Genomic DNA, 18,028 nt, shown 5'->3' on the forward strand with positions numbered 1-18,028 from the left:
TTTTCTCCGTGAGGCTCTGGTCTGAACCCCGCTGACCCGGCGGCCTGTGTGCCGTTGTTCCGTGTCAGTGGTGGCGCATTATAGGGAGTTATTTCCGCCTGACAAGAGGAAATTTAAAATAATTTTCTGAGTGCGCACTTTTTATGCTTTACGCTTATTTTGCCGACGATTTGTTAGTTAAATGGGCTATTTCACGGGCAAAGTTCGCAACCTGATCCCAGTCGGTGTACACCACTTCTTTACTGGTATCCGTTTCGCCGCCCGACATCTTCATAATAAGCTTGATCATCAGACGGTCATACCAGCGATAGCGGGGATAGCGAAGCGCGCCGGCAATGACAGCGCAATGATCAGGTCGCCACGGAGAACTCATCAAAAACTTACGCGCGTAGCTGTTAGTCTGCGGCGTCCGTTTTTCCGCTTTACGCGCCACCAGGTTAACGGAATAAAAGGCGCTCGGCATTCCGTTCAACCGCGGAGCGTATTTCTTAACGAACTCCTGGAAGGCGCTGTGGTAATGACCATAACGAATGGACGCGCCAATCACTACGCGATCATAGCTATCCCAGTCTGGCTCTTCTGCGCGATGGAGATTAACGACATCGGCCCAGATCCCCATCTCTTTGAGTTCAGAAGCCAGATAAGAGGCAATTTCGCGCGTTTGTCCGTCCCGGGTAGAGAAAAGAATCAATGTTTTCACGTGTTACTCCATTATTCACGCCAGAAAGTCGGGGTAAAAAGTACCAGCAAAGTGAATACTTCCAGACGACCAAATAGCATGTTGGCGATGAGTATCCATTTCGCAACCGGATTCATACTGGCGAAGTTATCAGCAACAACCCCCAGCCCCGGTCCCAGGTTATTAAGCGTAGCCACTACCGAGGCGAAAGCCGAGAAATCATCTACGCCTGTAGCGATAATGGCCAGCATACTGACAATAAATACCAGCGCGTAGGCAGAGAAGAATCCCCAGACGGCTTCCAGAATACGTTCTGGCAGCGCCCGGTTCCCCAACTTAATACTGTAAACGGCATTCGGATGCACCAGACGTTTGAGTTCGCGGTTCCCCTGTTTAAACAACAGCAGAATGCGGATAACCTTTAACCCCCCGCCCGTTGACCCGGCGCAACCGCCAATAAACGCAGAACATAGCAGCAAGACTGGCAAAAACAGCGGCCAACGCGCAATGCTGTCCGTGGTAAACCCTGCCGTTGTCGCCATCGACACAACCTGGAAGAACGCCTGATTTAGCGTTGTCAGCGCCGAGTCGTAGATATTATGGAACCACAGTACCAGCGTGCAGATCACCACCAACGTCAACTGTACGCCGATGAACATGCGGAATTCCGGATCGCGCCAGTATACTTTCAGGCTACGCCCACTTAATAAAGAGAAATGCAAACCATAGTTACAACCGGAGATCAGTAGGAAAATAGCGATGATGGTATTAATAGTGGGACTATCAAAATAGCCTACGCTGGCGTCATGCGTTGAGAAGCCGCCGATAGCGATAGTGGCGAAGCTGTGTCCGATAGCGTCAAACGCGGGCATCCCCGCAAACCATAGCGCCAGTGCGCAGGCTGCCGTTAGCAAGACATAGATAAGCCACAGCGTTTTCGCCGTCTCCGCAATACGCGGGCGCATTTTGTTATCTTTCAGCGGCCCCGGCATTTCCGCCCGATAGAGTTGCATCCCCCCGACGCCGAGGATAGGGAGAATCGCCACCGCCAGCACAATGATCCCCATGCCGCCAAACCATTGCAGCATCTGACGATAAAAAAGAATGGCGTGCGGTAATGAATCCAGCCCCACCAGCGTAGTGGCACCCGTGGTGGTTAACCCAGAGAACGATTCAAAAAAAGCATCGGTAATGGTGAGGTTAGGGCTTTCCGAGAAAATAAACGGCAGCGCACCCACGCTGCCCAGCACGGTCCAGAACAGCACCACGATAAGAAATCCTTCGCGGGATTTCAGCTCGCCCTTTTCCCTGCGGTTCGGCCACCACAGCATGGAACCGATCGCCAGCGCGACAAAAAAGGTCTGCGTGAACGCCCTTCCTGCGCCATCACGATATATTAGCGCTACCAGTCCCGGGAGAATCATTGTCCCCGAAAATAAGATAACCAGTAGTCCAACGATTCGGGTAATGGCGCGAAAATGCATCTCTGCCGCTTCCTTTATTCTTAACAATGAGGTGGGGATTATTCTTCAATCGCTAACAATTGCAATGAACCACGGCTAAAATCCGCCAGTTTTGTGGAAAATGCATTCACATGAGTAAAAGGAAGCGCCACCCTGAGCCAAACAGACGCCTGGTAATCGCTGGAAACGATCTTCCCGGCAAACTGTCCTAATAATGCTTCGATTCCGGCCAACTGACCGTACTCACACTGCAAAGTATATTCGGTTAATGGCGTCTTGCGCTGTGTGGCAAGCTGACGTAATGCTTGATTCACGCCGCCGCCATAGGCTTTTACCAGCCCGCCCGTACCCAGCAGAATACCACCATAGTAGCGCACGACGACGGCGGTAATCTCTCCGACGCCGCTGCCCATCAATTGCGCAAGCATCGGCTTGCCTGCCGTTCCCGCCGGTTCACCGTCGTCTGAAAAGCCCAGTTGCTGTGAGTCGTCCGGCGCCCCCGCCACCCACGCCACGCAATGGTGACGCGCATCAGGATGCTCAGCTCTGACTGACTCAACAAACGCTTTCGCCGCGTCTACGCCATCGGTATGCGCCAATAGCGTAATAAAGCGGCTTTTTTTGATCTCTTCAACAACGGTGACCGACGCTGCAGGGATTAACCAACTGTCCATTACGCCAGTTTTAAATCCCGCGTCATGTTTTCCACGCCGTTTTCGTGGATGATCACGTTATCTTCAATGCGAATACCGCCGAAAGGCTTGAGCGCTTCAATTTTCTGCCAGTTGAAGTGCTTGCTGAACGGCCCTTCGCGCCACGGCGCTAACAGCGATTCGATGAAGTAAATCCCCGGCTCAATGGTCAACACCATTCGCGGCTGTAACACACGCGTGCAGCGCAGATACGGGTATTTGGACGGCGCAGCGAGATGCGTACCGGAATCATCCTGCATAAACCCGGCCACATCGTGTACCTGCAGACCCAACGGATGACCAATACCGTGCGGCATAAACGGCCCGGTGAGATCATTTTCCACCATCGCCTCTTCACTCATGTCGGTAATGATTTGATGTTTACGCAGCAGCGTCGCGATGCGCTGATGGAACTGAATATGATAATCCACATAGCTGACGCCCGCCTTCATGGTAGCGATCAGCGCCAACTGTTCGTCGTTAACATCTTTCACCAGGTGGGCGTAGTCGTTATCGCTTTTCGCTGACCAGGTCCGCGTCAGATCCGCCGCGTAGCCGTTGTATTCCGCGCCCGCATCCAGCAGGAAGCTGCGCATTTCAGACGGCGCCTGATGATCCAGTTTAGTGTAATGCAGCACGGCGGCATGTTCGTTCAGCGCCACAATATTGCTGTACGGAACATCGGTATCACGATGACCCGTGGCGGTCAGGTACGCCAGGTTGATGTCAAACTCGCTCATGCCGGAACGGAAGGCTTCTTCTGCCGCGCGATGGCCGCTCACCGCCATTTTCTGCGCTTCACGCATACAGGCCAGCTCATAATCCGTTTTATAGGCGCGGTAGTAATGCAGATAGTCGATAACACCTTTCGGGTTGATGTTGTTGGCGGCGATATCCAATTGTAGCGCGCGCTCAGGAACCGGGCCGATATAGCCGATATTGCCACGCGCGGCAGGCAGTTGGCTGCCGATGCCATCCGCTTTCGGCAAGGCGACGACCTCGACTTCTTCCGTCCAGAAGGACGTTGGCAGCGGTTCAACGTTATGCCAGTAATCGACGGGCAGATAAAACCACAGTTTGGGTTTGTTGACGCCATCAACCAGCAACCAGCAATTTGGAACCTGAGTTACCGGCACCCACGCTTTAAACTGTGGATTCACCTTAAACGGATAAGGGTGATCGTCGAGAAAGACGTTGAATAGCTCGCCGGAGTGAATAAGTAACGCATCCAGCCTAAAGCGCGCCAGAACATCACGCGTCCGTTCTTGTAAGGTAACGATATGATTTTTATAGAGCGCGGCCAGTGATTCCATTTTTTACCCTTCTGTTTTTTTGACCTCAAGTCCCCGCATCTTAGCACATCGCTCCATGAGAGCGTGATCTCTGCCGAGCGTGATCACATCGGCATTTCTTTAATCATTCATTTGCATTTTATTAACACAAAATACACACTTTGCCTCATCTGGTACGACCAGATCACCTTGTGGATTCAGGAGACTGACATGCTTTACAAAGGCGACACCCTGTACCTCGACTGGCTGGAAGATGGCATCGCCGAACTGGTGTTCGATGCTCCAGGCTCGGTCAATAAACTCGACACCGCAACCGTCGCCAGCCTCGGCCAGGCGCTTGAGGTGCTGGAAAAGCAACACGATTTAAAAGGGCTGCTGCTGCGCTCTAATAAAGCGGCCTTTATTGTCGGCGCGGACATCACCGAATTTCTTTCACTGTTCCTCGTACCCGAAGAGCAGTTAAGCCAATGGCTGCATTTCGCTAACAGCGTCTTTAACCGTCTGGAAGATTTACCCGTACCGACCCTTGCCGCCGTAAACGGCTATGCGCTGGGTGGCGGGTGCGAATGCGTGCTGGCGACCGATTACCGTCTGGCGACACCAGACCTCCGTATCGGTCTGCCGGAAACCAAACTGGGCATCATGCCGGGCTTCGGCGGCTCCGTTCGTTTGCCGCGTATGCTGGGCGCGGACAGCGCGCTGGAGATTATCGCGGCGGGTAAAGATGTCGGTGCTGAGCACGCGCTGAAAATCGGCCTTGTGGATGGCGTGGTCAAACAAGAGAAACTAATTGAAGGCGCGATAGCGGTGTTGCGCCAGGCCATTGCCGGCGACCTTGACTGGAAAGCCAAGCGCCAGCCGAAGCTGGAGCCGTTGAAACTCAGTAAGATTGAAGCGGCGATGAGCTTTACCATCGCCAAAGGCATGGTCGCACAAACGGCAGGTAAACATTATCCGGCGCCGATGACCGCAGTGAAAACCATTGAAGCCGCTGCGCGTTTTGGTCGTGAAGAAGCGCTGAATCTGGAAAATAAAAGCTTTGTTCCACTGGCGCATACCAATGAGGCTCGCGCGCTGGTCGGTATCTTCCTCAACGATCAGTATGTAAAAGGTAAAGCCAAAAAGCTGACCAAAGATATTGAGACGCTGAAACAGGCAGCCGTACTGGGCGCGGGCATTATGGGCGGCGGTATCGCTTACCAGTCGGCCTGGAAAGGCGTACCGGTCATCATGAAAGATATCAACGATAAATCGTTGAGGCTGGGCATGACCGAAGCGAGCAAGCTGCTGAACAAACAACTGGAGCGCGGCAAGATCGACGGTCTGAAGCTGGCGGGCGTCATTTCGACCATCCACCCGACTCTCGATTATACCGGTTTCGATCGCGTAGATGTTGTTGTCGAAGCGGTGGTCGAAAATCCGAAAGTGAAAAAAGCGGTACTGGCGGAAACGGAAGAGAAAGTGCACCCAGAAACCGTGCTGGCCTCGAATACCTCCACCATTCCGATCGGTGAACTGGCAAACGTCCTGAAACGTCCAGAAAACTTTTGCGGAATGCACTTCTTTAACCCGGTACACCGGATGCCGCTGGTTGAAATTATTCGCGGTGAGAAGAGTTCAGACGAAACCATTGCCAAAGTCGTCGCCTGGGCAAACAAAATGGGCAAGACGCCGATTGTGGTCAACGACTGCCCCGGCTTCTTTGTTAACCGCGTGCTATTCCCCTATTTCGCCGGTTTCAGTCAACTACTGCGTGACGGCGCGGATTTCCGCAACGTCGATAAAGTGATGGAAAAACAGTTCGGCTGGCCGATGGGCCCAGCCTATCTGCTGGATGTTGTCGGTATTGATACCGCGCATCACGCACAGACGGTAATGGCGGCAGGCTTCCCGCAACGGATGCATAAAGAGTATCGCGATGCGATCGACGCGCTGTTTGACGCCAGCCGTTTTGGGCAAAAAAACGGTCTGGGCTTCTGGCGCTATAAAGAAGACAGCAAGGGTAAGCCGAAGAAAGAAGAAGATGCCGCTGTGGATGACCTGCTGGCAAGCGTCAGCCAGCCGAAACGCGATTTCAGCGACGACGAGATTATCGCCCGCATGATGATCCCGATGATTAACGAAGTGGTTCGCTGTCTGGAAGAAGGCATTATCGCAAGCCCGGCGGAAGCCGATATGGCGCTGGTCTACGGCCTGGGCTTCCCTCCGTTCCACGGCGGCGCGTTCCGCTGGCTGGATACACAGGGCAGCGCGAAATATCTTGATATGGCGCAGCAGTATCAACACCTCGGCCCGCTGTATGAGGTGCCGGAAGGGCTGCGTAATAAAGCGCGCCATAACGAACCGTATTATCCCCCGGTTGAACCAGCCCGTCCGGTTGGTTCTCTGAAAACGGCTTAAGGAGTCACAATGGAACAGGTTGTCATTGTCGATGCTATTCGCACCCCGATGGGCCGTTCGAAAAGCGGCGCGTTTCGCAACGTGCGGGCAGAAGATCTCTCCGCCCACTTAATGCGTAGCCTGCTGGCGCGTAATCCGGCGCTGGAAGCGGCGACTCTCGATGATATTTACTGGGGCTGCGTACAACAAACGCTGGAACAAGGCTTCAACATTGCCCGTAACGCCGCGCTGCTGGCAGAAATTCCCCATTCGGTACCGGCGGTCACCGTCAACCGTCTGTGTGGCTCCTCGATGCAGGCGTTACACGATGCAGCGCGAATGATCATGACCGGCGACGCACAGGTTTGTCTGGTAGGCGGCGTGGAGCATATGGGGCATGTGCCAATGAGCCATGGCGTCGATTTTCATCCGGGTCTGAGCCGCAACGTCGCCAAAGCGGCAGGGATGATGGGGCTGACGGCGGAAATGCTCTCCCGCCTGCATGGTATCAGCCGGGAAATGCAGGACCAGTTCGCCGCGCGTTCTCACGCCCGCGCCTGGGCCGCCACCCAATCTGGCGCATTCAAAACGGAGATTATCCCGACTGGCGGTCATGATGCCGATGGCGTACTGAAGCAGTTTAATTACGATGAAGTGATCCGCCCGGAAACCACGGTCGAAGCGCTATCAACGCTGCGTCCGGCATTTGACCCTGTCAGTGGTACGGTTACGGCGGGCACCTCATCCGCGCTTTCCGATGGCGCAGCCGCCATGCTGGTAATGAGCGAAAGTCGCGCCCGTGAGTTGGGCCTGAAACCTCGCGCCCGTATTCGCTCAATGGCAGTGGTAGGTTGTGATCCGTCAATTATGGGTTACGGGCCGGTGCCGGCGTCAAAACGGGCGTTGAAAAAAGCAGGACTATCGGCCAGCGATATCGATGTATTTGAGATGAACGAAGCATTTGCCGCGCAGATCCTGCCATGCATTAAAGATCTGGGACTAATGGAGCAGATAGACGAGAAGATCAACCTCAACGGCGGCGCGATCGCGCTTGGTCATCCGCTCGGCTGCTCCGGAGCACGTATCAGCACTACGCTTATCAACCTGATGGAGCGTAAAGACGCGCAGTTTGGTCTGGCGACGATGTGTATTGGCCTGGGTCAGGGCATCGCCACGGTGTTTGAGCGGGTTTAATTATTTCAGCCCGGGCACCCGATAAAACATGCCGGATGACGACGCTGGCGCGTCTTATCCGGCCTACAACGTATCGTTTCCACGAGAAAATTTAGTTGCCGTTCTTCCCGCCTGTCAGGGGCGGGTTTTTTGCTTTTAAATGAATGCGAATGCATCACCAAACAGACGATCTTCCCGCGCGTTACGCTCGTTACAGAACAGATCGCGGGCGATTTTCGCCATCTCAAAACGTCCGGCAATATAAATATCGTGCCCCGCCAGCGTACCGTGATCCTGCAATACTGCTGTAAGTACCGTTCCTGTACGTCCACGCCAGCCCTCTTCCGGCTGCTCGACAACAGGTTCAATACGCAAATTCGGATGGTTAACAGAGAGCGCTTCCAGCTCAGAGAGATCATAGAGGTGCTTTTCTTCGCGACCGCCCCAGTAAATGGTAACATCGCGGGCCGGGTTGCGCGCCAACGCCGTCAACAGGATGGAGCGCACATAAGAAAAGCCCGTACCGCCCGCGATCAGAATCAACGGACGATCTTCATCGTCACGTAGCCAGGCGTCGCCATGCGGAATATCGACGACGATTTCCCGGTCTTTCAGAATCCGATCCATGACCGCCATCGCATACAAATTGAGCTCGGAAGCGCCAATGTGTAATTCAATAAACCCTTTCTCGTCCGGCGTTGAGGCCATCGAAAACGGGCGTTTATCACGCTCGTCCATTACGACCATCAAATACTGACCAGCGCGGAATGAAAACGCCGCGTCCGGCACTAAACGAACCCGATATACGGTATCGGTGATAGCTTCTACCGAGGTCACTTTACAGCTTAAGGTTGTCATGCGCTCCCTCTGTCGGGTGTCGGGTCAATACCGACATTTTTCAAGCCGCGTCGCCGCTGCCTGAAATGTCGGTGTCCGCTTTCAGTTATTTAAAGATAGCCAGCTCATCCCAAATCGCATCAATACGCGCGGTAACTTCAGGATCTTTAACAATAGGACGACCCCACTCGCGTTGGGTTTCGCCCGGCCATTTGTTTGTGGCATCCAGCCCCATTTTTGAACCCAGCCCGGAGACCGGCGAGGCAAAATCCAGGTAATCAATCGGCGTATTTTCAACCAGCACCGTATCCCGCGCAGGGTCCATACGGGTGGTAATCGCCCAAATCACATCATTCCAGTCGCGTGCGTTAACGTCATCATCGCAAACGATAACAAATTTCGTATACATAAACTGGCGCAAAAACGACCAAACTCCCATCATGACGCGTTTCGCATGACCAGCGTACTGCTTTTTCATCGTCACTACCGCCAGGCGATAGGAACACCCTTCCGGCGGCAGATAAAAGTCGACGATTTCCGGAAATTGTTTTTGCAGAATAGGCACGAAAACTTCATTGAGCGCCACCCCTAATACCGCTGGCTCATCGGGCGGACGTCCGGTATAGGTGGAGTGATAGATGGCATCCTCACGTTGCGTAATATGCGTAACGGTAAAGACCGGGAAGTTATCCACTTCATTATAATAGCCCGTATGATCGCCATAGGGTCCCTCCGGCGCCATCTCTCCCGGCTCAATGTAACCTTCAAGAATAATCTCGGCGCTGGCAGGCACTTCCAGATCGTTAGAAAGGCATTTAACCACTTCAGTTTTCGTGCCGCGCAGCAAGCCCGCAAAGGCATATTCCGACAGAGTATCGGGAACGGGAGTCACGGCGCCAAGAATTGTCGCCGGATCGGCGCCTAATGCGACGGAGACCGGGAAACGTTCGCCCGGACGCGCGGCTAACCACTCCTGAAAATCCAACGCGCCGCCGCGATGGGACAGCCAGCGCATAATCAGCTTATTTTTACCTATCAACTGCTGACGATAAATGCCCAGGTTTTGCCGTTCTTTGTGCGGGCCGCGCGTTACCGTCAGTCCCCAGGTAATCAGCGGCGCGGCGTCGTCCGGCCAACAGGTCATGATAGGGAGGCGCGTTAAATCGACATCATCGCCAGAAGCGATTTTCTGCTGACAAGGCGCGCCGCGTAACCGTTTCGTTGGCATGTTCAGCACTTGCTTAAACTGCGGCAGCTTGTCAAACAGATCGCGAAAACCTTTCGGCGGCTCAGGTTCTTTCAGAAACGCTAATAATTTACCCACTTCCCGTAATGCGGAAACATCATCCTGCCCCATGCCCATCGCCACGCGCTTTGGCGTGCCAAAAAGGTTGCACAGCACCGGCATTGAGTAACCTTTAGGATTTTCAAACAGCAACGCAGGCCCACCGGCACGCAGCGTGCGGTCAGCGATTTCCGTGATTTCCAGATGAGGATCCACAGGTATTGTGATGCGTTTTAGTTCCCCCTGCAGCTCAAGTAGCGTCAGGAAGTCGCGTAAATCGTGATATTTCATGGCGTCCATAGTAGCCTCTTGGTAAGCGCATCATTATACGGCGTTCATCATCGGGATGCTGTAGTTTTGTTAAATTAGCGTGAACTCTGGCAACCAACGCAAACCCAGATGCGGCTTGAAGGATGAAGTGTATAATTAACTTCGCGCATGGCTTTTGCTATGCTTGCGCCCCGAACAAGCGGATAAGAGTCATTATGCAATCCTGGTATTTACTGTACTGCAAACGCGGGCAACTTCAGCGTGCCCAGGAACACCTCGAAAGACAGGCGGTAAGCTGCCTGACGCCGATGATCACCCTGGAAAAAATGGTGCGCGGAAAACGTACCTCCGTCAGCGAGCCGCTCTTTCCTAATTATCTGTTCGTTGAATTCGATCCGGAAGTGATACATACCACTACGATCAACGCCACGCGCGGCGTCAGCCATTTTGTGCGCTTTGGCGCGCATCCTGCGATCGTGCCCTCCAGCGTTATTCATCAGCTTTCTATCTACAAGCCCGAAGGGGTTGTCGATCCTGAAACCCCCTATCCCGGCGATAGCGTCATCATCACGGAAGGCGCATTTGAAGGGCTGAAAGCGATTTTTACCGAACCGGATGGCGAAACGCGTTCGATGTTACTGCTTAATTTACTCAATAAAGAAGTGAAGCAGAGCGTAAAAAACACCGGTTTTCGCAAGATTTAGCGATCGTTCAGAATACGACCTCAAATAAGGTTCTGGCGTTGGCATCTGTCATCGCCGCTAACCATTGCGGATCTTCACCACGCCATAGCGCGATGCGCTCCAGGATGTGAGGCAGATAAGCGGGCTCGTTGCGTCGTGACATCGGTTTCGGCGTAAGATCGCGAGGCAACAGATACGGCGCGTCGGTTTCTATCAGTAGCTTTTCCGCTGGAATAAACGGTAATAGTTCACGTAGCTCAAGCCCGCGTCGCTCGTCGCAAACCCACCCGGTAATACCGATATAGATTCCTCTGTCCACACAGGCCTGCATTTGCTGGCGTGAACCGGTAAAGCAGTGCAGTATTGCGCCGGGAAGACTATCCAGCCAGGGATCAAGCAATGCCAGAAATCGCTCATGCGCGTCCCGGCAGTGCATAAAGATTGGCATCTGTAATTCGGCGGCAATTTGTAGCTGCGCCTGAAAGGCACGCTCCTGCTCCTGCGGCGTGGAAAAATTGCGATTGAAATCCAGCCCACACTCACCGATAGCGACGACTTCCGGCTGGTTCGCCAGCGCAATAATGGTGTCTTCAGACGCGGATGACCACTGGCTGCTGTCATGGGGATGGACGCCTGCCGTCGACCAACAATGAGGGTAGCACCGCGCCAATTTTAACGCCTGCTGACTTTCATGGATGTTCGTTCCGGTCAGTAGCATACCTTTTACTCCCGCCGCAAACGCACGGGCGACCACATCATCACGATCTTTTGCAAACTGGCTGCTGGTTAAATTAACGCCAATATCAAACATGCTTGCCCCCATATGACAACCGCCCTGGCGGGCGGTTGTACTTAGTCTTCAGTATGCGCGGCCTTTTCGGTCTCGGCCTCGTTATCTTCGTCGCGCGTCCGTCGCTTACCGACATAAAAGCGTGAGCAGAAAACGCCAATTTCAAACAGGCAGTACATCGGTATCGCCAGCAACGTTTGCGAGAAAACATCCGGCGGCGTAAGCAGCATTCCCACAATGAATGCCCCGACCAGGATATAAGGTCGTTTTTTACGCAAATCTTCCGGCGTGGTGATGCCCATCCAGCATAGCAACACTATCGCCACCGGCACTTCAAAGGCTACGCCAAAGGCCATAAATAGCGCCATGACAAAGCTAAGATAGCTGGCGATATCCGTCGAAACCTGTACCCCTTCCGGCGCCGTATGCGTCAGGAAACCAAAGGCCAAAGGGAATACGACAAAATAGGCGAAGGCCATACCAATGTAGAAAAGCAGCGAGCTGGATACCAGCAACGGTACGACCAGGCGGCGCTCATGCTTATACAGCGCCGGGGCGATAAAGGCCCAAACCTGGTACAAAATGACAGGCGCGGATAAGATCAAAGACACCATGAAGGTGAGTTTGATAGGCGTAAAAAACGGCGACGCCACATCCGTCGCAATCATTGTCGCCCCTTGCGGCATCTGTTTAATCAGCGGTGCGGCGACTAAATGATAAATATCATTGGCGAAATAAACTAACGCCAGAAAAATCAGAAGTACTGCGACGATGCAGTTTAGCAGGCGCTTACGCAACTCAATCAGATGCGTGATAAGCGGTTGAGTATCTTCTACAGCCATGTTTACGGTTTATCACTCGACGAGGGGGATGATTCGACAACAGGCGCAGCGGATTTCTTCTCGGCGTCTATCGTGGCTACGGAGGCGGTTTCCGTCGACTCAGGCACGTTAGCTTTAACGGGCTCCGGCTTTTGTTCCGGCGCGCTCACCTGTGTTTCAGCGGCGGCAGGGGTGACACCCTCATGCTGCGTTTCGTTCCCTTTTACCACCGGATTATGGATGGTATGCGCTTCATCGCTCGCTTGTTCGGGATCGTTAGCGCTGTAGGTGCGTTTCATCGACTCTGCGGCCTGACGCAGTTCATCCATAGATGCTTTCAGTTCGGGAGTCAGATTTTCCAGGCTCGCCTTTTCGACTTTTTTCAGACTGTCCTGGAACTCCTGAAGTTTCAGTTCCTGAGTCAGTTCATTCTGAACCGTTGTCGCAAGGGACCGCAACGCGCGAATCCAGCCCGCTACCGTTTTTACCGCTACTGGCAATCGTTGCGGCCCCAACACAATGAGGCCGATAACGAACACTAACAGCAGTTCGCTAAAACCGATATCAAACACGGATTATACCTGCTCTTTATCTTGGCTTTTAGCGTCTTCCTTTTTCGCTTCGCCTTGCTTATCCGCGATAGATTTAGCGGTAAAATCAGCGTCCTGACTGGTTTTATCCTGTTTGGCATCATCATCGCTCATGGCCTTTTTAAAGCCTTTGATAGACGCGCCAAGATCGGAACCGATGGAACCGAGTTTTTTGGTGCCGAACAGCAGTACGACGATGACGGCAACAATCAACAACTGCCAAATACTGATACCACCCATACATGTTCCTCTGTGATAGATGATGAATTATTAGGGCCGCATTATACACATTATCCTTCGCGCTGCCTCTTTGTTAGCCGCTTTCGCCCGCCCTATTCACATACTTTTACATACGACCGGGACGACATTGACTTGCGGCCTGAGAACTGCCTCGAGTGATAATATGTACCTGCGTGACACAACCGGCGTTGAGCGATAAAAAATCTCAACGAGTTTTACGCCAGCCAACCAGCCAGACAACTACGCCGCCGACCATGAGCCAGCCAGGCATCAATCCCCATTCAGGACGGTTGACGAGTAAAAATGACCCGCTCAGTAACAGCGTTGCGCCAATTCCCAATAAATAACGAGACTGACTTTGACGCACATGGTTTACCTGTAACTCGCGCGCAATCTTATCAACACTGTGCTGTAAATATTTGCCCTGGCGCAAACTGTCGTACACCAGTTCAGGTATTTCTGGCATTTTTTCGACCCAGAACGGCGCTTTTTCTTTAAGAGCCCGCGTGAGAGCCGGAATACCCACCTGATCTTTGATCCATGACTCAAGAAACGGCTTCGCCGTTTTCCACAAATCAAGCTGAGGATAAAGTTGCCGCCCAACCCCTTCAACATACAATAATGTTTTCTGCAACAACACCAGTTGCGGCTGGACTTCCATATTAAATCGACGTGCTGTATTGAAAAGGTTTAACAACACATGACCAAACGAGATTTCCGCGAGCGGCTTTTCAAAGATAGGTTCACAGACAGTGCGGATGGCAAACTCAAAATCTTCAACGTTGGTATCTGGTGGAACCCAGCCTGAATCGACATGCAGCTCCGCCACCTTTCGGTAATCGCGATTAAAGAACGCGATAAAGTTTTCTGCCAGATAGCGCTTATCTTCTTTGTTTAGCGACCCGACGATACCGCAATCAATGCCAATATATTGCGGATTTTCAGGGTGTTCATAGCTGACAAAAATATTTCCCGGATGCATGTCCGCATGGAAAAAGCTATCGCGGAAAACCTGGGTGAAGAAAACTTTGACCCCGCGTTCCGCAAGCAGTTTCATGTTGGTGCCGTTCTTTTCCAGCGCCGCCACATCCGAAACCGGAATGCCGTATATCCGCTCCATCACCATCATGTTCTGGCTACAGTAATCGGAGTACACCTCCGGGATATACAGCATGGGACTATTTTCAAAATTGCGCCGTAGCTGAATCGCGTTGGCCGATTCCCGCAACAGATTCAGCTCATCGATCAGCGTTTTCTCATACTCACGCACCACTTCCGTCGGGCGCAGACGACGCCCATCCGGCAACAGGCGTGGCACCCAACGGGCAAGGCGATAAATCAATTTCAGGTCTGCCTGAATTACCGGCAAAATATCCGGGCGAATGACTTTAATGACTACGTCTTTACCGTTTGATTTCAATCGCGCGGTATGTACCTGGGCGATTGACGCCGACGCTAAAGGCTGGATATCAAAGTCGTCAAACCAGGCTTCGACAGGTAATCCCCCCATCGCTTCTTCAATCTGGGCTTTCGCCAGCCGACCATCGAATGGCGCGACTTTATCCTGGAGCAACGCGAGCTGATCGGCGATTTGCGGCGGGAACAGGTCACGGCGCGTGGAGAGCATCTGACCAAATTTGATCCAGACCGGCCCCAGCTCTTGCAACGCCAGTCTTAATCGTTCACCCAGCAATTTATCTTTATGCCGGTTTGGCATCCAGAACAGCGAATAGCGCCATAACCGGAGTGGCAGTGTAAGACGCATTCGGGGAATGAGTTCATCAAGGCCGTAGCTTAAAAAGGTGCGGATGATGAAATATAGGCGCCGTACTTCACCTGGCGTCATTTGGCCTCCAGTTTTTCCAGCCGTGTGGTCAGAGCCTCTACGGCGCGCTCAACAGCCGCGGTTTCTTCTGCAAACCATGCGACTTCCAGCGGGCCAGGCGCCATACGCCACTCTTCAGTGATCGCTTCAGCGGCATAACGCTGCTGGCGCTGAAACCCGTGGCGCAGGAATTTAGCCCCGCCACGCAGGACCTTACCGATACTTTCCGCCGCAATATCGCCAGTGTATGGCGCCAACAGCTCCGCAGGATCGAATTCGGCGAGATCGGCGAGCGCCACAAAATTTTGCACGACCTGAATATCGCCCTGCACTTCCAGTTCGCCGCTGCGAATCAGCGCGGCCAACTGCTGACGATCGCGTAGTTTTGGCAAAACGCCAGCTTGTGTGATTACCGTACAGTCCGCTTCGCCTTCCCATGCCCCCAGCACATCAACCTGGCGTTCGCTGAATACCAGGACTAATGGCGTCGAAAATCCCTTGAGCTCCACACGCAGTACTTTTCCCTGTAAGCGCGTTCTGGCTGATTTCAGCGCTGGCGAACGATACAGAAACGTATTGAGGAGACCTTCAATTCCTGCGGTCACTAAGGGTTTAAAAGGCATTCCACCCTCCTAGAATTTATAACCACGGTGCAATGCCACAACGCCCGCCGTCAGATTGTAATAATCCACGCTCTCAAATCCGGCATCCTGCATCATGGCTTTTAAGGTATCCTGATCGGGATGCATACGGATGGATTCCGCGAGATACCGATAGCTATCCGCATCGTTCGCGACCATCGAGCCAATACGCGGTAAAATATGGAAAGAATAGGCGTCATACGCTTTACTCAGCGGCTCAATGATAGGCTTAGAAAATTCAAGCACCAGTAAACGTCCGCCGGGTTTCAACACACGGAACATTGACCGCAGAGCTTTTTCTTTTTCCGTTACATTGCGCAAACCAAACGAAATGGTAATGCAATCAAACGTATTGTCAGGGAAAGGCAGTGCTTCGGCATTCGCCTGCACATACTCTACGTTGCCGATCACGCCGATATTACGCAGCTTCTCACGCCCCATTTTGAGCATAGAATCATTAATATCCGCCAGGATAACTTTGCCAGTTTCCCCGACCATACGTGAAAATTTCGCGGTAAGATCGCCCGTACCGCCCGCTAAATCGAGAACGGTTTGTCCACGACGCACGCCACTGCAATCAATGGTGAAGCGCTTCCACAAACGATGAATGCCAAATGACATTAAGTCATTCATCACATCGTACTTTGACGCCACAGAATGAAAAACGTGGGCCACCATGTCAGCTTTCTGCTCTTTAGCGACGGTCTGAAAGCCAAAGTGCGTCGTTTCTTGTGAATCTTCCACCATCTCAGTGCCTGCTTATCGATAAAAATGTTCAAGAAGTGTAACAGATTGGGCCAATTTGCCCTACTCTGCGCCAGGACTAAACTACTCCGTATGGGTTAACTTAACTGCTGCTTCACCCGTTCATCATTGGGATAATGTTCGTCTTGTCGCCCTTCAGGAATCGATCGTAAACGATATTCTTCATCTTGCGTAACGGCCTGTTCCGCTAAATCCGGATTAATCTCGCGTTTGATTTCCACGCCTAACCCCCGGAAGGCCTCCGCCTGCGCCAAAACGTTGCCACGCCCCGACGCGAGTTTTTTCATCGCCTGGCGGTAGTTATCCTGCGCTTTATCCAGACTCTGGCCGATCGCTGACATATCATCAACGAACAGCCGCATTTTATCGTAGAGCTTACTGGCTCTGTCCGCGATGTGCTGCGCATTGCGGCTCTGGTGTTCATAGCGCCACAGGTTGGCGATTGTCCGTAATGCCACCAGTAGCGTCGTGGGACTTACCAGCATAATGTTATTTTTCAGCGCCTCGGTTATCAGTTCGGGCTGTTTATCTAACGCCAGCAGGAAAGCGGGTTCTACGGGGATAAACATCAGAACATAGTCCAGCGAGCGGAGCCCGGGAAGCTGCTGATAGTCTTTACGCCCCAGTAAGCGAATGTGATTGCGCACCGAGGCGATGTGCTCCTGTAAAGCAGCCTCGCGCGTATAGTCATCTTCAGCATTAAAGTAACGCTCATAGGCGACTAACGTCATTTTAGCGTCGATGACGACATCTTTGCCCTGCGGCAAGCGGACGATGACATCCGGCTGCATCCGCGAGCGCGCATCGTTCTCAATACTGACCTGGGTTTCGTATTCGTAGCCTTCACGCAGTCCGGATGCCTCCAGTACCCGCGTCAGCACAACTTCGCCCCAGTTTCCCTGCGCCTTATTGTCCCCTTTCAGGGCGCGCGTCAGGTTGATTGCTTCCTGCGCCATCTGCGCATTAAGCTGCTGCAAGTTACGAATTTCGTGCGCCAGCGTATGCCGCTCCTGCGCTTCTTTGCCAAAACTCTCCTGAACCTGACGGCGAAAACCGTCCAGTTGCTCACGCAGCGGCGTCAGCAGGCTATTCAGGCTTTGTCGGTTTTGTTCGTCTACACGACGATTACTGTGTTCAAAGATACGGTTCGCCAGATTTTCAAACTGTTCGCTTAAACGCTGTTCGCTGTTGATCATCTGACGGATTTTGTCTTCCGCGTGTTGCTGAGTCGCTTCCAGACGGGTCGTGACTTCACGTAGATCGGCTTCCAGAGAGGTATTAATACTGTGCAGGCTACGCAGTTCGTTATTAAGTAACTCGCATTCGCTACGCCAGTGCGCTTCTTGCGCTAATTGCTGCCGGGCTGCGCTCAGTTCGATATCCAGCTCCCGCCGTTCTTCGATAAGCTCGGCGCGGATTTGATCGGCGTGCGCTTTCGTCGCCAGCCAGCCAATAACCGCCCCAGCCGCCAGCGCCACGACGGCACTTATCATAAGAGTAATATCCACAACGCCTCCCCCTGGAACCACACAGTCCTGCACAAAATAGAATTGTGCTGTATAAACGTCCAGTTTAAAAGGAATTTCCTGCGAGGCGCCACGCA

General features: G+C 52.9%; 17 protein-coding genes. 3 read left to right on the forward strand and 14 right to left on the reverse strand.

Annotation, left to right across the window (positions count from 1 at the left end):
* Positions 1-154 precede the first annotated feature (154 nt).
* From hemG to pepQ, 4 genes are read right to left on the reverse strand one after another with little or no spacing between them, the layout of a single operon-like run.
* Entirely contained in the window at positions 155-700 is a 546-nt protein-coding gene (hemG, locus tag F4V72_RS21830) for a menaquinone-dependent protoporphyrinogen IX dehydrogenase (RefSeq protein ID WP_053511014.1), read from the reverse strand.
* An 11-nt stretch (positions 701-711) separates the two neighbouring features.
* Positions 712-2,163 (reverse strand): Trk system potassium transporter TrkH, encoded by a 1,452-nt coding sequence (gene trkH, locus F4V72_RS21835; RefSeq protein WP_023247422.1) that lies wholly within the window; start codon positions 2,161-2,163, stop codon positions 712-714.
* A gap of 38 nt (positions 2,164-2,201) precedes the next feature.
* On the reverse strand, positions 2,202-2,816 hold the full coding sequence (locus tag F4V72_RS21840; protein ID WP_053528811.1) for an IMPACT family protein: 615 nt from the start codon (positions 2,814-2,816) through the stop codon (positions 2,202-2,204).
* On the reverse strand, positions 2,816-4,147 hold the full coding sequence (gene pepQ / locus F4V72_RS21845) for a Xaa-Pro dipeptidase (protein ID WP_023247420.1): 1,332 nt from the start codon (positions 4,145-4,147) through the stop codon (positions 2,816-2,818). Before pepQ ends, F4V72_RS21840 begins: the two co-directional genes overlap by 1 nt.
* Before the next feature lie 189 nt (positions 4,148-4,336).
* Here pepQ and fadB point away from each other — a divergent pair, with 189 nt between their 5' ends.
* Entirely contained in the window at positions 4,337-6,526 is a 2,190-nt protein-coding gene (gene fadB, locus F4V72_RS21850; protein WP_136058582.1) for a fatty acid oxidation complex subunit alpha FadB, read from the forward strand.
* Positions 6,527-6,535: 9 nt separating this feature from the next.
* On the forward strand, positions 6,536-7,699 hold the full coding sequence (gene fadA, locus F4V72_RS21855; protein WP_023247418.1) for an acetyl-CoA C-acyltransferase FadA: 1,164 nt from the start codon (positions 6,536-6,538) through the stop codon (positions 7,697-7,699).
* 135 nt (positions 7,700-7,834) lie between these two features.
* On the opposite strand, the gene fre is transcribed toward fadA, so the two are convergent.
* Positions 7,835-8,536: an NAD(P)H-flavin reductase gene (gene fre / locus F4V72_RS21860; RefSeq protein ID WP_023247417.1), complete on the reverse strand. Its 702-nt coding sequence runs from the start codon at positions 8,534-8,536 to the stop codon at positions 7,835-7,837.
* An 85-nt stretch (positions 8,537-8,621) separates the two neighbouring features.
* Positions 8,622-10,100 (reverse strand): 4-hydroxy-3-polyprenylbenzoate decarboxylase, encoded by a 1,479-nt coding sequence (ubiD, locus tag F4V72_RS21865; RefSeq protein ID WP_024149612.1) that lies wholly within the window; start codon positions 10,098-10,100, stop codon positions 8,622-8,624.
* A gap of 185 nt (positions 10,101-10,285) precedes the next feature.
* On the opposite strand from ubiD, the gene rfaH reads away from it, so the two are divergent.
* On the forward strand, positions 10,286-10,774 hold the full coding sequence (gene rfaH / locus F4V72_RS21870; protein ID WP_001192410.1) for a transcription/translation regulatory transformer protein RfaH: 489 nt from the start codon (positions 10,286-10,288) through the stop codon (positions 10,772-10,774).
* Between the two features lie 7 nt (positions 10,775-10,781).
* On the opposite strand, the gene tatD is transcribed toward rfaH, so the two are convergent.
* From tatD to rmuC, 8 genes are all read right to left on the reverse strand, one after another.
* Complete coding sequence (tatD, locus tag F4V72_RS21875) at positions 10,782-11,564, reverse strand: 3'-5' ssDNA/RNA exonuclease TatD (RefSeq protein ID WP_023247415.1); 783 nt, start codon at positions 11,562-11,564, stop codon at positions 10,782-10,784.
* 41 nt (positions 11,565-11,605) lie between these two features.
* Entirely contained in the window at positions 11,606-12,385 is a 780-nt protein-coding gene (gene tatC, locus F4V72_RS21880; RefSeq protein WP_023247414.1) for a Sec-independent protein translocase subunit TatC, read from the reverse strand.
* 2 nt (positions 12,386-12,387) lie between these two features.
* Positions 12,388-12,936, reverse strand: coding sequence for a Sec-independent protein translocase protein TatB (gene tatB / locus F4V72_RS21885; protein ID WP_023247413.1), 549 nt, complete (start codon positions 12,934-12,936; stop codon positions 12,388-12,390).
* 3 nt (positions 12,937-12,939) lie between these two features.
* Positions 12,940-13,194 carry a Sec-independent protein translocase subunit TatA gene (gene tatA, locus F4V72_RS21890; RefSeq protein WP_000508972.1) on the reverse strand — a complete coding sequence of 85 codons (255 nt, stop codon included), beginning with the start codon at positions 13,192-13,194 and terminating at the stop codon, positions 12,940-12,942.
* Between the two features lie 205 nt (positions 13,195-13,399).
* Positions 13,400-15,040, reverse strand: a complete 1,641-nt coding sequence (gene ubiB, locus F4V72_RS21895; protein WP_000187557.1) for a ubiquinone biosynthesis regulatory protein kinase UbiB — start codon at positions 15,038-15,040, stop codon at positions 13,400-13,402.
* Positions 15,037-15,642 carry a ubiquinone biosynthesis protein UbiJ gene (ubiJ, locus tag F4V72_RS21900; protein ID WP_023247411.1) on the reverse strand — a complete coding sequence of 202 codons (606 nt, stop codon included), beginning with the start codon at positions 15,640-15,642 and terminating at the stop codon, positions 15,037-15,039. The genes ubiB and ubiJ overlap by 4 nt, the downstream gene beginning before the upstream one ends.
* A gap of 9 nt (positions 15,643-15,651) precedes the next feature.
* Positions 15,652-16,407, reverse strand: coding sequence for a bifunctional demethylmenaquinone methyltransferase/2-methoxy-6-polyprenyl-1,4-benzoquinol methylase UbiE (gene ubiE / locus F4V72_RS21905; protein WP_000229009.1), 756 nt, complete (start codon positions 16,405-16,407; stop codon positions 15,652-15,654).
* Positions 16,408-16,502: 95 nt separating this feature from the next.
* Positions 16,503-17,933 carry a DNA recombination protein RmuC gene (gene rmuC, locus F4V72_RS21910; RefSeq protein ID WP_082324025.1) on the reverse strand — a complete coding sequence of 477 codons (1,431 nt, stop codon included), beginning with the start codon at positions 17,931-17,933 and terminating at the stop codon, positions 16,503-16,505.
* Positions 17,934-18,028: the final 95 nt, after the last annotated feature.

Origin of the sequence: Salmonella enterica subsp. diarizonae (assembly GCF_008692785.1) — a bacterium.
Taxonomy (GTDB): domain Bacteria; phylum Pseudomonadota; class Gammaproteobacteria; order Enterobacterales; family Enterobacteriaceae; genus Salmonella; species Salmonella diarizonae.